Annotated in this window: 15 protein-coding genes; 4 read left to right on the forward strand and 11 right to left on the reverse strand. The window is 44.6% G+C overall.

The features are described 5' to 3' along the window. Window positions 1-51: 51 nt before the first annotated feature. The 3 genes from A3GY_RS0104455 to A3GY_RS0104465 all read right to left on the reverse strand — a co-directional run bounded on the left by A3GY_RS0104455 (window position 52) and on the right by A3GY_RS0104465 (window position 3746). A complete protein-coding gene (locus A3GY_RS0104455; RefSeq protein WP_018030209.1) occupies window positions 52-489 on the reverse strand; it encodes a SprT family protein in 438 nt (145 codons plus the stop codon). Continuing rightward, complete coding sequence (locus A3GY_RS0104460) at window positions 476-2602, reverse strand: Tex family protein (protein ID WP_018030210.1); 2127 nt, start codon at window positions 2600-2602, stop codon at window positions 476-478. The genes A3GY_RS0104455 and A3GY_RS0104460 overlap by 14 nt, the downstream gene beginning before the upstream one ends. A 100-nt stretch (window positions 2603-2702) precedes the next feature. Then, window positions 2703-3746: an LLM class flavin-dependent oxidoreductase gene (locus A3GY_RS0104465; protein WP_018030211.1), complete on the reverse strand. Its 1044-nt coding sequence runs from the start codon at window positions 3744-3746 to the stop codon at window positions 2703-2705. A gap of 132 nt (window positions 3747-3878) precedes the next feature. Here A3GY_RS0104465 and A3GY_RS10485 point away from each other — a divergent pair, with 132 nt between their 5' ends. The 4 genes from A3GY_RS10485 to A3GY_RS0104485 all read left to right on the forward strand — a co-directional run bounded on the left by A3GY_RS10485 (window position 3879) and on the right by A3GY_RS0104485 (window position 7160). Continuing rightward, a complete protein-coding gene (locus tag A3GY_RS10485) occupies window positions 3879-4013 on the forward strand; it encodes an SPJ_0845 family protein (protein ID WP_018030212.1) in 135 nt (44 codons plus the stop codon). A gap of 3 nt (window positions 4014-4016) precedes the next feature. Next, the gene (locus tag A3GY_RS0104475) at window positions 4017-4919 is read left to right on the forward strand and encodes a permease (protein ID WP_018030213.1); all 903 of its coding nucleotides are present in this window, start codon (window positions 4017-4019) and stop codon (window positions 4917-4919) included. Further along, entirely contained in the window at window positions 4919-5734 is an 816-nt protein-coding gene (locus A3GY_RS0104480; protein ID WP_018030214.1) for a TIGR03943 family putative permease subunit, read from the forward strand. The genes A3GY_RS0104475 and A3GY_RS0104480 overlap by 1 nt, the downstream gene beginning before the upstream one ends. Window positions 5735-5798: 64 nt before the next feature. Further along, the gene (locus A3GY_RS0104485; protein WP_018030215.1) at window positions 5799-7160 is read left to right on the forward strand and encodes an MFS transporter; all 1362 of its coding nucleotides are present in this window, start codon (window positions 5799-5801) and stop codon (window positions 7158-7160) included. Between the two features lie 23 nt (window positions 7161-7183). On the opposite strand, the gene ftsY is transcribed toward A3GY_RS0104485, so the two are convergent. From ftsY to A3GY_RS0104525, 8 genes are all read right to left on the reverse strand, one after another. Next, entirely contained in the window at window positions 7184-8521 is a 1338-nt protein-coding gene (ftsY, locus tag A3GY_RS0104490; protein ID WP_018030216.1) for a signal recognition particle-docking protein FtsY, read from the reverse strand. Between the two features lies 1 nt (window position 8522). Next, window positions 8523-9344, reverse strand: a complete 822-nt coding sequence (locus tag A3GY_RS0104495) for a Cof-type HAD-IIB family hydrolase (protein ID WP_018030217.1) — start codon at window positions 9342-9344, stop codon at window positions 8523-8525. Further along, the gene (locus A3GY_RS0104500; protein WP_018030218.1) at window positions 9341-10147 is read right to left on the reverse strand and encodes a Cof-type HAD-IIB family hydrolase; all 807 of its coding nucleotides are present in this window, start codon (window positions 10145-10147) and stop codon (window positions 9341-9343) included. Before A3GY_RS0104500 ends, A3GY_RS0104495 begins: the two co-directional genes overlap by 4 nt. 65 nt (window positions 10148-10212) lie before the next feature. After that, window positions 10213-11247: a DUF3114 domain-containing protein gene (locus A3GY_RS0104505; protein ID WP_018030219.1), complete on the reverse strand. Its 1035-nt coding sequence runs from the start codon at window positions 11245-11247 to the stop codon at window positions 10213-10215. A gap of 104 nt (window positions 11248-11351) precedes the next feature. Further along, window positions 11352-13301, reverse strand: a complete 1950-nt coding sequence (thrS, locus tag A3GY_RS0104510) for a threonine--tRNA ligase (protein ID WP_018030220.1) — start codon at window positions 13299-13301, stop codon at window positions 11352-11354. 258 nt (window positions 13302-13559) lie between these two features. Further along, the gene (locus A3GY_RS0104515) at window positions 13560-13877 is read right to left on the reverse strand and encodes a MazG-like protein (RefSeq protein WP_018030221.1); all 318 of its coding nucleotides are present in this window, start codon (window positions 13875-13877) and stop codon (window positions 13560-13562) included. Between the two features lie 2 nt (window positions 13878-13879). After that, entirely contained in the window at window positions 13880-14272 is a 393-nt protein-coding gene (locus A3GY_RS0104520; RefSeq protein ID WP_018030222.1) for a hypothetical protein, read from the reverse strand. A gap of 259 nt (window positions 14273-14531) precedes the next feature. Further along, window positions 14532-14897, reverse strand: coding sequence for a hypothetical protein (locus A3GY_RS0104525; RefSeq protein WP_018030223.1), 366 nt, complete (start codon window positions 14895-14897; stop codon window positions 14532-14534). Window positions 14898-14913 lie beyond the last annotated feature (16 nt).

The raw sequence follows: 14913 nt of genomic DNA on the forward strand, positions 1-14913 counted from the left end.
TCTGACTTTATAATACCATTATAAGAAAAATTCCACAAAAGAAAATCAGCCTTACGACTGATTTTTTTCTATGAGCTTGCCGTAGCAGCTGCCGCAGACAAACTTCTGCAGGTTGACCCGCCTTTGGCGCTGAAATTCCAGATGACAGGAAGAACAAATATAGGTGTAACAAGCTTGGGTTTTAGCCATTTTAGGGGCATAACGCAAGCCGCCAACAGCAGCTAGAAGCTCTTTAAAATCCCTATCCTGATGCCGATAGCCTTTCTGGGCAAAATAAAGATGATAATGGCAGAGTTCATGGCGGACAATTTTCCGAAAGACATCCAGACCGTAGGCTTCATACAGGTGAGGATTAAAATCCAAATGACCGTCTTTAGGGAAAAAGCGGCCACCGGAACTTTTCAGCCGTTTATTCCAGACAGCCTTGTGCTTAAAGCTCAGGCCAAAATCTTCCCAAGAGACCCTTTTCACATACTCAGTTAAGTTCATTGAGATCTACCAGAGAAAGATTTACTTTATGGCGTTCAGTGTCAATTTTGGAAACCCAGACAGTCACCACATCACCAACAGCCACAAGCTGACTAGGGTGTTTGACAAAGTTTTTGCTCATCTGCGAGATATGAATCAAGCCATCTTCATGCAGGCCGATGTCAACGAATGCTCCAAAATCAACAACATTGCGAACAGTACCTTCCAGTTTTTGACCAATTTCAAGATCTGATAGATCAAGGACATCCTGTCGAAGCTGCGGCGCTTCAAAATCATCCCGCAGATCACGGCCTGGCTTTAGCAGATCAGCAATGATGTCTTTTAAAGTCTCCCGACCCAGTCCGACTTCTTGGGCGTATTTTCCAATATCAAGTGATCTGAGTTTATCTTGGGCTTCCTGATCCAAATGGGTAATGGACAGTTTAGCAAAAAGCTGTTCGACCGCAGCGTAGGACTCGGGGTGAACTCCGGTATTGTCTAGAAAATGGTCTCCGTTTGGAATACGCAGGAAACCAGCCGCCTGCTCATAGGCCTTATCCCCCAGCCGGGGAACCTTTTTCATCTCCTGACGGCTTGTGATCCTGCCCTTTTCATCACGGTATTTGACAATATTTTCTGAAATGGTTTTATTAAGACCGGACACATGGGCCAGAAGGGCTGGACTGGCCGTATTGACATTCACACCGACTTGATTGACAACTGTATCCACTACAAAGTCAAGATTATCAGCTAATTTTTTTTGGCTGACGTCGTGCTGGTATTGGCCTACACCGATTGATTTGGGATCAATTTTAACCAGTTCTGCCAAAGGATCCTGAAGGCGTCTTGCAATGGAAATGGCTGAGCGTTTCTCCACAGTTAAATCAGGGAACTCACGGCGGGCTAAATCTGAGGCGGAATAGACTGAGGCGCCGCTCTCATTGACGATAACATAAGAGAGGTCTGGGAAATCTTTGAGAACTTCTGCGACAAAGGCCTCGCTTTCTCGACTGGCAGTCCCATTGCCGATGGCAATAATCTCGACCCCATGAGCTTTCAAAAGAGCAGACAAATCAGCTTTAGCCTGTTCTATTTTGGCCCGATTGGCTGGCGGAACTGGGTAAATCACCTGAGTTGCTAAGAGTTTACCGGTCTGATCAACCACTGCCAACTTAGCACCTGTTCGAAAGGCTGGGTCAAAACCAAGCACCACCTTGCCTTTAAGTGGTGGAATCAAAAGGAGGTTGCGTAGGTTTTCTGAAAAAAGATTGATTGCTCCGTCTTCAGCACTTTCGGTGAGCTCTGTCCGAATGCGTCGCTCCATAGCTGGCAGAATTTTTTTCTTCAAGGCTGCTTGAATGATCTGTTTAATGTAGTCATTTTTATCTTTAAAGCGTGCTTCCGTAAAACGCAGCATCTTATCCAGCTGATGTTCAAAAGACACTTTGAGGACACCTAACTTTTCACCTCGATTAAGAGCCAGCACGCGATAGCCTTGAATTTTAGACACTTTCTCTGAAAAATCATAATATATTTGGAAGACCTGTTTGTCATCGGCTTCTTGATTTTTGAGATCAGAACGGATACGGCTATTAGACCAGATATCATTGTAGAGCCATGAACGCAGCTTAGCATCATCAGCTAAGGCCTCAATCAGAATGTCCATAGCTCCTGCTAAAGCTTGCTCCCCAGTGTCAAAGCCGTCTGTGATAAAACTTTCCGCTTCTGTCTCCAAATTAGGCGTATTTTGCAGGATTAAGCGTGCCAGAGGAAAAAGACCTGCTTGACGGGCAATCGTCCCCTTTGTACGGCGTTTTTCCTTATAAGGCAGATAGAGTTCCTCAACGTCAGCTAGTTTTGTGGCTTCCTCGATGGCCTTTTTGAGGTCAGCTGTCAGCTTACCTTGCGCTTCAATCTTAGCTAAGACACTTGCCTTACGCTCGGCCAAAGCTGTTAGACTTTTATCCAAATCAATAATGGACTTGATCGCCACCTCGTCCAAATTTCCGGTCATTTCTTTCCGGTAGCGGGCAATAAAAGGAATGGTATTGCCTTCTGCGGTTAAACTCAAAACCTGGGCAATTTGTTTTTCTGTGATACCCAAGTTCTGGGCAATTGTCGTCATATTTTCCATAGGTTCTATTATAGCATATTGATGGATGGAGTGAGATTAAGTACAGCTCTTATCCACCTTAGAAAACGCAAAAATAACCTCAGCCGAGGTTATTTGATTTTTATTTGGCTTCAAAATGTTTTCGGACAATAGGAGCAACTTCCTGCCCATAGAGCCTAATCGCATTAAGAGTGGCCTCGTGCGGCATAGACCCAATAGGCAAATGGAGCATAAAACGATCCAACTCTAAATCTTCAATAATCTTAATGATTTTTTGGGCAACTGTCTGAGGATCTCCGACAAAGATCGCGCCTTCTGGGCCGACAGACTGCAGATATTGTTCCTTTGTCATCTCTTGCCAATGAGGACGATCCTTGGCAATATTGTCAACTGTCTGTTTGGTCGCAAAGAAATAGTGATCAACAGCAGCCTGCCTATCCTCTTCAATCCAGCCCCAAGAATGGGCGGCCACCTTCATTTTATTAAGGTCGTGGCCGTGTCTGCGTCCAATTTCCTTATAAATACGGACCAGCTGACGAAAAGCCTTCGGATTGCCGCCTATGGTCGCATAAACGATAGGGAGTCCCTGTTCAGCAATTCGAACGGTCGAATCAACATTACCACCTGTTGCCACCCAGATTGGGAAATCTTCTTGGACTGCCCGAGGATAGACAGGTCGATTGTCAACAGACTGGGTCAGCTGACCATGCCACCTAAGCATCGTGTTGTCTTTAATCCTTAAAAGCATGTCTAGTTTTTCATTGAAAAGTTCTTCATAGTCTTTCAAGTCATATCCAAACAAAGGAAAAGATTCAATAAAGGATCCGCGACCTGCCATGATTTCAGCTCTGCCATTTGACAAAGCATCAATGGTGGCATATTGTTGGTAAACCCGCACGGGATCAATAGATGACAGAATGGTTACCGCACTGGAAAGTCGGATATGCTTCGTGTTGACGGCACCTGCGGCTAGGACGATTTCAGGTGCAGAGACTGCAAAATCTTCCCGATGGTGTTCTCCAATCGCATAGATATCCAAGCCAAGCTGGTCTGCTAGTTCGATCTCTTCTACCAGATGGCGAATACGCTGGTCATGGGAAATCGGCTGTCCGGTACTTTCAAGAGCTGTTGTTTCTCCAAAGGTGGAAATTCCAAGTTCTACCATAATACTTACCTCACTTCTGATGATACCTGTATAATATCACTAATTAGTATTATTATCAAAAACAATGCTCATTTCCCAAAAAATGGAAAATTAAGCTATAATAGAAGTAAAATCTTGAAAAGAGGTACCAAAATGGCGATAACATTTAAACGCAATGATGAACTGGAAAAAATGATGGAGAACTTTGCCAAGCTGCCTGAGCTGGAAAAAGTCGAGTTTCCTGACCCTAAATCGGACAAAACAAAGCCTAAGAAAGCCGATAAGTAAACCATGGCCATTTTCAAACAGCTGCCTGACAGCCTTCTGCAATGTCTGGCCATCTTCTTGTCTATTATCATTGAAGCACTCCCGTTTATTCTCCTGGGAGCTATCTTATCAGGCTTTATTGAAGTTTTCTTAACACCGGAGCTTGTTCAGAAACACCTGCCTAAACGCAAATTCCCAAGAATTCTTTTTGGAACTTTTGTAGGCTTCGTCTTCCCATCCTGCGAGTGTGGAATTGTTCCCATTATCAACCGGTTCTTGGAGAAAAAAGTCCCCAGTTACACGGCTGTTCCTTTTTTAGCAACGGCTCCGATTATCAATCCTATCGTTCTTTTTGCAACTTACTCGGCTTTTGGCAATTCGGTGCGTTTTGTCCTCCTACGGCTGCTGGGGGCTGTCTTAGTCGCCATAGCCCTTGGTATCATGCTGGGCTTTGTTGTTGACGAGAACATCCTCAAAGCCAATGCTAAGCCAATGCACCAGCATGATTACTCTGAAACGCCTCTGCTCAAAAAAACCTTTTACGCCTTTGCCCATGCAATTGACGAATTTTTTGACACCGGCCGCTATCTCATCTTCGGCAGCCTGGTTGCCGCTGCCATGCAGATTTATGTGCCAACTAGAGTGTTAACAACTGTTGGCCACAATCCCTTGATGGCCATACTGGTCATGATGCTGATGGCTTTTATTCTCTCTCTTTGCAGCGAAGCCGATGCTTTTATTGGGGCTTCTCTGTTATCCACCTTTGGAGTCGCTCCGATTATGGCCTTTCTTTTAATCGGTCCGATGGTCGATATTAAAAATCTGATGATGATGGCCAAATCCTTTAAAAAAGCCTTTATTTTACAGTTTGTTTCGCTTTCTAGTCTTATCATCATTATCTACTGTTTGATACTGGGGGTGATCTGATGTTTCGTTTTTTAGTTCTAGCCGGTTATTTTGAATTGACCATGTACTTAAAGCTCTCAGGAAAATTGGATCAGTATATCAACAGCCACTACTCCTATCTGGCTTATATTTCTATGGTTTTGTCCTTCTTATTAGCTATTATTCAGCTGACCATTTGGATGAAGAATCTGAAATTGGACAGCCATTTGACTGGAAAAGTGGCCAGACTGTTCAGCCCTCTTATCTTACTCTTTCCTGTCCTTGTGGGATTGTTTGTTCCAACCGTATCTCTAGACTCGACGACAGTATCGGCCAAGGGCTATCATTTTCCCCTGGCTGCTGAAAGCGCCAGTTCTGGGCAAAGTTCCGACGGTACACGGGTACAGTACTTAAAACCGGATACCAGCCTCTATTTCACCAAGGCTGCCTACACTAAGGAAATGAAAGCCAGCCTAAAACGGTATCAAGGTAGCGACCCCTTGAAAATCACCACTCAAAATTACATGGAGCTTATGGAAATCATCTACCTGTATCCTGATGAATTCCGAAACCGGACCATTGAGTACGTTGGATTTGTGTACAATGACCCAGCCCACAAGGGATATCAGTTCCTCTTTCGTTTTGGCGTTATCCACTGTATTGCCGACTCTGGAGTTTATGGATTGCTGACGACGGGCAATCAGACAAGCTATGCTAACAATACCTGGGTTCTTGCCAAAGGTCAGATCAGCGTTGAATATAATCAGGATCTGAAACAAACCCTTCCTGTGCTTCATGTCACCAGCTTCAGGGAAACCAGCAAGCCCGACAACCCTTACGTCTATCGTGTTTTCTAACCGCCTCTTCTTTTGGCGGTTCTTTTTGTGCTATAATAAAAAAAGCAACTAGAAAGGAAATGTTATGCCAAGCCCTCAAATGAATGAACAGGTCTCTCTTAAAACAAAGCTGGCTATTGTTGCAACTGCCTTGGTTGGTTTTTGCGGCATCTTATCAGAAACCAGTATGAATGTGACCTTCTCCAAGTTATCACTGGTTTTTAACCTGCCCCTTGCTAGCCTGCAATGGATTACGACCGTCTACTTGCTGTCAGTGGCAATTAGTATGACGCTGAGTGCTACCCTACAGCAGAATCTTAAAGAGCGCCTGCAATTTTTAATGGCTGTCTTGCTTTTTCTGGCCGGAACCTTGACCTGTGTTGTCAGCAATCATTTTGCCGTGATGATTGTAGGACGTATCCTTCAGGGATTGGGAACTGGGATTGCCATGCCTTTGATGTTTAACCTAATTATCGAACGCATCCCTGTAAGCCGAATTGGGACTTACATGGGCATCGGCGGTTTGATTATGAGTCTGGCGCCTGCTTTTGGCCCTACCTATGGCGGCTTCATGATTGCGCATTTTCCTTGGCAATGGATTTTTCTCTTAATTCTGCCGGTTACTCTTACAGCTCTTTTTATTGGCCTCTATGCTCTTGAGAATGCTCCCAAAATCAATAAACGCCCCTTTGATTGGCTGGCTTTTGTACTCCTGTCCGCCAGTTTGACTTCTTTTCTGATAACCGTTGCTGAATTAGAGTCTGGTCACTTGAATTGGCTGGCTTTCGGTCTTTTTCTAACCAGTCTCATAGCCATTATTGCCAAGTCTTTAACCAATGTCAATCCGTTTCTGGATATCCGAATTTTGGGATTCGCCCCCATTCTGTTAGGGGTTATTCCATTCTTTATCTACCAATTTACCAACCTGGCAGCTAACTTTGTGATTCCTAATTTTTTGGTTCAGGTGCAGCAAACCTCAACGACACTAGCTGGCTTTGTCCTTTTACCCGGAACACTTTTGGGTGGTCTGTTGGCACCCTTTTTCGGCAGGCTTTATGATGTCAAAGGTCCTAAACTGTCGCTTTATTTAGGCAATACCCTTTTTGCCATTAGCCTGTTATTACTCAGTTTGTGGACTAAATCGTTAACAGCTCTGCCCATCTTGCTGATTTATATTATCTTTACCTTTGGCCGGAATATGTCCTTTAACAATACGATGGCCGTCTCCATTTCCAAACTTCCTAAAGAAAAAACAGCCGATGCGACTGCTATTTTTCAAATGCTGCAACAGTTTGCCGGTGCCTTAGGAACGGCTCTTTCTTCAGTTATTCTAGAAAGCTCGCCCTCCATGGCAAGCGGCACGCAAATCATTTTTACAGGGCTGTTTCTTCTGGTGATGCTTATTTTTATCTTCTTTAGACAATTGTTTAAACGGATAGCAAATTAAAAAAAGGCCGAAGCCTTTTTTTATTATACCAGTCCTTCCAGCAGACCTTGCATAAAGTTTTCAGAATGAAATTCACCAATATCATCAATTTTTTCTCCGAAACCAATGAATTTAACGGGGATATCCAGTTCCTGACGAATTGCCAAAACAACACCGCCACGAGCTGTTCCGTCTATTTTGGTCAGCACCAGCCCGGTCAGAGGGGTAATTTTTGAAAACTCTTTAGCCTGAACCAGAGCATTTTGTCCCGTAGAGGCATCCAGTGCCAAGAGGGTTTCATGGGGAGCTTCTGGGATGACCCTTTTGATGATACGCCCAATTTTTTCAAGCTCTGCCATCAGATTGTCTTTATTTTGCAGACGGCCTGCTGTATCAATCATGAGGATATCCACATTTTCAGCCAGAGCTTTTTCAACACCATCAAAGACAACACTGGCTGGATCAGCCTTCTCAGGTCCTGTAATCACCGGTACCTCCACACGGCGTCCCCACTCAACTAGCTGGGCAACAGCTCCGGCACGGAAGGTATCGGCTGCTACCAGCATAACTTTCTTGCCTTGATTTTTGTACTTATAGGCTAATTTCCCTATGGAAGTGGTTTTTCCGACACCGTTAACACCCACAAAGAGCATAACGGTCACACCCTCCTGAATGGCAATCTCTTCGTTAAAGCTGCCATCTTTCTCATAGATGTCCACCAGTTTTTCAATAATCAGACGGCGCAGCACATCGGGTTTTTTAGCATTTTCTAACTTGGCTTCCTGTCGAAGTTCCTCCGTCAGCTGGGAAGCCACACTGACACCGACGTCAGATAAAATCAGGGTCTCTTCCAGATCTTCAAAAAATTCTTCATCAACCGTTCGAAAATTAGCTAAAAACGCATTGAGACGGGCACCAAAGCCTGTCCGTGTTTTTTTCAGACTGCGATTATATTTGTCTTCCTGCGACTCTTGGGAAGAAGCCTCAGCTTCTTGTAATGGTAGGACATCTTCCTCTGATACAGAGGTTTGAGTTGGCTCAGAGGAGCTGCCGTCTTCAGTATCCTCCAGAGAAGCCGTTTTCTCTTCTAGCTCCTTAGCCATTTGGGCCTTGAGAGCATAGTATTTCGCCATAGGGTCTGCTGGCGTATCTGCAAGGGGAGACCCTTGAGCTGCTTCTTGGAAAGATTCCCCTGGCTCTTGGCCTGAGGCCGACAGCACTTGATCATCCTCTTTTCCTTCTAAGATTGTTTCGCTTTGAGGCTGAGAAACAACTGTCTCTTCTCCCTCAATCGGCTGCTGTTCCTGATCTTCTGAGATGCGGTCAAGATCTGCTGTGGTTCTTTCTTCTGGTTTTCCAAATAATCGGTCAAATAATCCCATCCTAATCCTCACTTAAAATATATTTTTCAATTGCCCAGGCTACTCCGGAGTCATTATTGTCCTTTTCGGTAACAGCATCGGCCACCTGCTTGATTTTGTCGGAAGCATTTTTCATGGCAATTCCTAGGCCGGCCCACTCAAGCATGGTTAGGTCATTTTCTTCATCTCCCATAGCCATGACCTGACTGCGGCTGATTCCTAAATGTTGGCACAGTAAGTTGAGGCCTACAGCTTTGTGAACACCTTTAGGCATAACTTCTAAAATCAATTCTCTTGATTTGAAAATCTCAAACTGTCGGTGAAGGCTGGCTGGTATTTTAGGGATCTGCTGATCAAGAAAGTCAGGTTCAAAGACAATCACGGCCTTATTATAGACAATATCCTGAGGCAGATCAGACAGGTCACTAATTTCCCGAAAATGCAGCCTTGGATTGGCCTGATGATAAAGGGAGTGATTGCCTCTGCTAGAAAGACTGTAAACCGTGCCGTCACTGAGAATATCCACAGGTAAAGACAGTTTTTCCATTTCCTCTCGAATCAGGCTCACTTCCTGACGTGTCAGCGCGCTCTTATCAATGACCTGACCGTTGGTTTTTTGGACTAGGCCACCATTAAAGGTAATCAGGTAATTGTCTTCCCCCAAAAGATCCAGCTCTTTTAAAAGGTAATCAATGGCTTTTAACGGACGCCCAGTGGTCAAAACAACCTTTATCCCTTTATCACGCGCTGCAAAAAGGGCTTTTTTATTCTCAAGGCTAACCCTTTTTTGGCTGTCAAAGAGCGTATTGTCTAAGTCAAGAGCTAATAGCTTAAAGCGCGTCATCTCACCAATTCCTCCATATAGGCCATAACGGACTCTTGGCTGTGATCAGCAATAACCAGATCAGCAATTTCTTTAATCTGACTTCTGGCATTTGCCGGTGCAATAGCTGTTCCTGCAAAGGTCATCATTTCAAAATCATTGAGGTTATCTCCAAAAACCAAAACCTCATCCGGAGACAAACCTAGTTCTTGACAGAGTTTTTTGAGCGCCTGACCTTTATTCACCCCTCTCAGGATGACATCGATAGATGCAAACCCCGTCGTCACGGCATGGATATAGGGAAGCTGATCATTGAGCCAAGCTTCTCCCTGAAAAATATGCTCTGCCGGGAAATTCGTAGTCACTTTCATAATACGGTCGTCAATAGCCTCTAAATCATCAATAATCTGAACATCCGGATAATAATGCCTAATAAAATCAACATAGTCTCTCGGCGTTTCTTTAAGAACATAAGACTGCCTCTCCCCTGAAAAAAGGAGCTCATGTCCCTGATTATAAGGATTCTCCAAAACCTTCTGATAAATTTCACGATATTGGTTTGGATCCATAAAAGACTCGAAGAGCGTTCTTCCCTGATACTGCACCATCCCGCCGTTTTCTGAAACAAAGGCCATCTGATGCTTAAAATGGCTAAAAAGGCTGCTTAAGCTACCGTGACTGCGCCCGCTGGCAGCAACAAAAAGGATTTGCTTGTCCTGAAATCTCTCCAAGACAGCTTCCAAACGCTTTCTGTCAAAATTACCCTGAGCATCCAGAAAGGTACCGTCCATATCGGTTGCTACCAATTTAATCTTCTTTGTCATGTCAACTCCTACCTTGTTACTCACTTCCTTTATTCTACCAAAATTTAAGGGTTTTGGGGAGATTATTAAGCGTTGGCAATCAGTTCTTTAAAGGCCTTGGCCGCTTGCTTGACAGCCTTATACTTACTGAGACCTGTCTGCGCATAGAAACCTTGTTTATTGAAATAACTGGTTTGCCAGTCAGAAGGAGCTTTTTTCAAGATGGGTCTTGGTACCAACTTAGGCGCTAAAAAGCCTTGTTTCAGGACAGTTTTGCGAAACTGCGGGTCATGACGGCTAACCGGAGATATATCTAGCTGTCTATGGCGATGGTCATTCTTAGAAGCATAATTGAAGCTAGCCCCGTTAATAATCCCATTTTGCAAACGCAGCTCAGGATCGATCTCATTCAGAAAACGGCCCTGATGGTCAAGGATAAATTCCGTATGAAAGCCCATGACGATTTTGAGATTAGCTCCCTCCTGATTGTCAGGATGAATGATTTCCCCCTCATGAAAGGCCAATTTATTGTGCAGGCGGGCAGACTCGCTTAAATCAAAGTCATAAGCCCTTCGGTACCATGTTTTCCTCTTTTTCAGTTTAAAATACTTGGCCAAAGCCTGAGCATCTGTCATCCCTCTTTTTTTATAATAGTCCCGGACCCACTGAGCCTGTTGGCAAGAAATGACATAGCGAAATTGGTGAAGTCTTTTTTCCAAATCACCTTTGGCACTCAGCCTCTCTCCGAGAAATGTCACCTGTACTAAACCAGCAAATTCCTTCCAGAAACTACTGTCAGGAGACAAGTTGGGAGAAAATTTTGCTAAGATTTCCTGAACCTCCCCTTTGCTGCCAGACAGTTCTTTGGGCATCTCAGCCATAGCCAGTACTATCTGGAGCAGTTGACGCGGTTCTTTTAAGGCATAAAGACTTTGCCATAGATCCATAAAAGCCTGCGAGCCTATGAGAAAGTCTGACGATTGCAAAGCTTTATTCGTCATCAGACTCAAATCGCTCTTAGTCCACCCTGCTTTTTCCCATAAAAGCAGCTGTTCTGCCTGCCGATAACGTCTTTGCAGACCTGCCTGAGAAAAAGACTCGTTTTCCAATAAACGCCACATCAACTGTCTCCTTTCAAATTCTTATTATAACAAAAAAGACGGTCAAGCCAACAATAGACCTCTTATAGAACACCAAAAGAAGCCCAAATGGGCTTCTTTTTTACTTATTCGACCTTAGCCAATCTTGATTTGCTGGCAATATCGGCGAGGATATTAGCCGTAAATGCTTCTAGGCTTTCAGTATGAGTTTCCTTAATGCCATAGCGGCGAACGTTGACAGATTTGGACTCCATTTCCTTGTCCCCAACGATGAGCTGGTAAGGGATTTTTTGGGTTTGGCTGGCCCGAATCTTGTACTGCATCTTCTCATTGCGCTCGTCCACGTCAGCACGGATGCCCTTATCTTTGAGGGCTTTGGCCACTTCCCAAGCGTAGTCGATGTGGGCTTCGTTGGAAATCGGGATGACCGTCACTTGATGAGGCGCTAGCCAAGTCGGGAAGGCACCCTTGTAGTTTTCAATCAGGATGGCTGTGAAGCGTTCCATGGTGGAGATGACACCACGGTGAATCATAACGGGACGGTGTTCCTCACCATCTGCGCCGACATAAGAGAGGTCAAAGCGTTCTGGCAAGAGGAAGTCCAGCTGGATAGTCGAGAGGGTCTCTTCGTTGCCAAGGGCTGTCTTGACCTGGATGTCCAGTTTTGGTCCGTAGAAGGCTGCTTCACCTTCGGCTTCAAAATACTCAACACCCATTTCATCCAGAGCAGCTTTCAGCATGCTTTGAGCATTTTCCCACATCTCGTCGTTGTCGTAGTATTTTTCCTTGTCTTCGGGGTCACGGTAGGATAGACGGAAACGGTAATCCGTCAGGTTGAAATCCTCATAGACATCGATGATCAGCTGGAGGGCTTTTTGGAACTCTTCCTGAATCTGCTCCGGCATGACAAAGAGATGGCCATCGTTGAGCGACATTTCACGCACACGCTGGAGGCCTGAGAGGGCACCTGATTTTTCATAGCGGTGCATCATGCCAATCTCTGCAATACGGATTGGCAGCTCACGGTAGGAATGCACATGGTGCTTGTAGACCTGAATGTGGTGCGGACAGTTCATTGGACGAAGGACAAATTCCTCCCCGTCCCCCATGTCCATGACAGGAAACATATCTTCTTGATAGTGGTCCCAGTGGCCTGAGGTTTTGTAGAGTTCCACAGAAGCCATCGGCGGGGTATAGACATGGAGGTAGCCAGATGCCAGCTCCTTGTCGACAATGTAGCGTTCCAATTCACGACGGATGGTGGCCCCATTTGGCAGCCAGAAAGGCAGACCTTGTCCCACTTCTTGGGAAATCATGAAGAGGTCTAGCTCTTTTCCGAGTTTACGGTGATCCCGCTCCTTAGCTTCTTCTAAACGTTTTAGATAGGCCTTAAGATCTTTCTTATCGAACCAGGCCGTACCGTAAATCCGCTGCATCATGGGATTTTCGCTCTTGCCCCGCCAGTAAGCACCAGCCACGTTCAGAAGCTGGAAGACCTGGATGCGGCCAGTTGATGGTACGTGTGGGCCACGGCAGAGGTCCACATATTCCCCTTGCGTGTAGATGGTCAAGCCACCCTCATCGTCCGAATGCTCCTGAATCAGCTCCAGCTTGTAAGGGTCGTCCTTGAAGATTTCCAGGGCTTCTTCCTTGGTCACCTCACGGCGCTCAGATGGGAAGTTTTCCTTGACAATCTTTCTCATCTCCTCTTCAATCTTGGCCAAATCTTCATTGGAAATCTGACCTGCCGCATTGTCCGTGTCGTAGTAAAAACCATCTTGGATAGCAGGACCAACCCCCAGTTTAATGTCTGGGAAATGGCGTTTGGCGGCTTGGGCAAAGAGGTGGGCAGCTGAATGACGCAGAATGTCAAGGGCATCCTCATGGTCAGGGGTCACAATTTCAAGCGTTCCATCTTCTGTGATGGCCCGCGTAGTATCAATCAATTTTCCATTGAACTTACCAGCCAAGGCTTTTTTTGCCAGCGAGTTGCTGATGGATTGGGCAATGTCAAAGGTTGTGCTGCCAGATTCGTACTCCCGAACAGCACCATCTGGGAAAGTAATGTTAATCATAGTATAAGATATAAAGGGCGTTAAGCGGACACAGCTAAAAATGTAGTCTTTTAGTTTACTTTTAGTACTAGGCAACGAGCTGCAGGCTGTACTGGGGTACGGCAAAGCGAGTTAACGCAGTAATAAAAGAAAAAACTAAATGACGATAGGAAACAGAACGACGACGCAAGCGTCTAGTTCTCGTTTATCTTTTTGGCCCAGTCCGTAGCCCGTATTCAGTTCAACCAAATACGAAAAGCCCTAGTCCTTTCTGTTTTTTTATTTTTTAATCCCCAATAACTCTTCTTTTTGAGCTAAAAAGGTTTCCATTTCTTTTTGAATATCAATATCCAGGCGGTCAGCCAATTCGATTAACCACCAGATATTTTCAGCCAGTTTCTGCTCCAGCTGATAGGGTGTTTCATCATAATAACGCCCCTGCTTAGTCATAATGAGGCGGTTCATGTTACCAATATCATTGGTCAAGGCCAAGAGGTCTTCTTCAATGGACCACTCTTTCTCATGGTGTTTGATTTCCAGCTCTCTGTAAGCCTTGCGAATGGCTCGGCAGCGTTTCAATAAATCATCTGGTAACATACTTACTCCTTACTAAATCGAAAATAGGAGTAAGCAGTTGTATTTAATAAAGCCTGAAACTCCTCTGCATGCCATTTAGTACCCAGTATTCCTTTGTTTACATGCAATTTATGGATTCCTTCTGCCGTTTCAAAACAAAACTGATAACCGAAAAGTAGTTTTTTCTTCAATTCCGCTGACAAAATTTCCTCTGCAGGATAAATTCTACCAATTCCTGCAATTTTTCCCATAGCTGTAATATCTAAAACGACTAGATTATCAAGTGTGAAGGCCAGTATAAAGTAGGCATTACTTGTTCCTCCAGTTCGTATAGTTGCCCAAATGACGTGCGTATGGTCATCATAAAGGCTATTCTCCTTAAGAAAGTCGTGTACCTCTTCCAACTTTAAAAACATAACTTCCTCCCACAAAATAAATACGACGCCCTCTCAAAAGGACGTCGCAACGTGGTTCCACCTTCATTTATCAAGCACGAAAAAGACGTCCTTGACCTCGAATTGGCGATAAGGGAACCACCCTTTTATGTTTGCATAAAATCATAGCGAGTAGTGTCAATCCTATCCTCTGTGTGCTTGCACCGACCGCCCACTCTCTCAAAGATTTCCTAGGATTGATAAGTCTCTAAGGCTTATTATAGCATAGGATGAGCAGATTTCAAGTCTTTGTCCGTCTTTTTTTCAAGCTGTAAAAGCCATGTCCTATCAGACAGCCCACAAGACTGATGAGGGCATAAGGAAGCACATAAGCCTCGGCTCCTTCTGCATTGGGATAGACTAAAACATCGACTGGCCAAAAAAGGAGACCCACCACAATTGGCATAAGCCAGTAGAAACCGTGCTTCCCTGAATAAAGCATTGATAGGAACAGAATAAGAAGAGGTTGATAGATAAGCAGGTGGCTAATCGATAAACTTTTCAAGGTCAAATCATCTAAAGGAAGGATGGGAAAAAGGAGAGGACAGATGTAATAGAGAAAGATAAGAACCAGTATATAAGGCCATGTGGCTTGCCATTTTTTCATACTAAACTCCTTTTCT

Source organism: Streptococcus ferus DSM 20646 (assembly GCF_000372425.1).
Lineage (GTDB): Bacteria > Bacillota > Bacilli > Lactobacillales > Streptococcaceae > Streptococcus > Streptococcus ferus.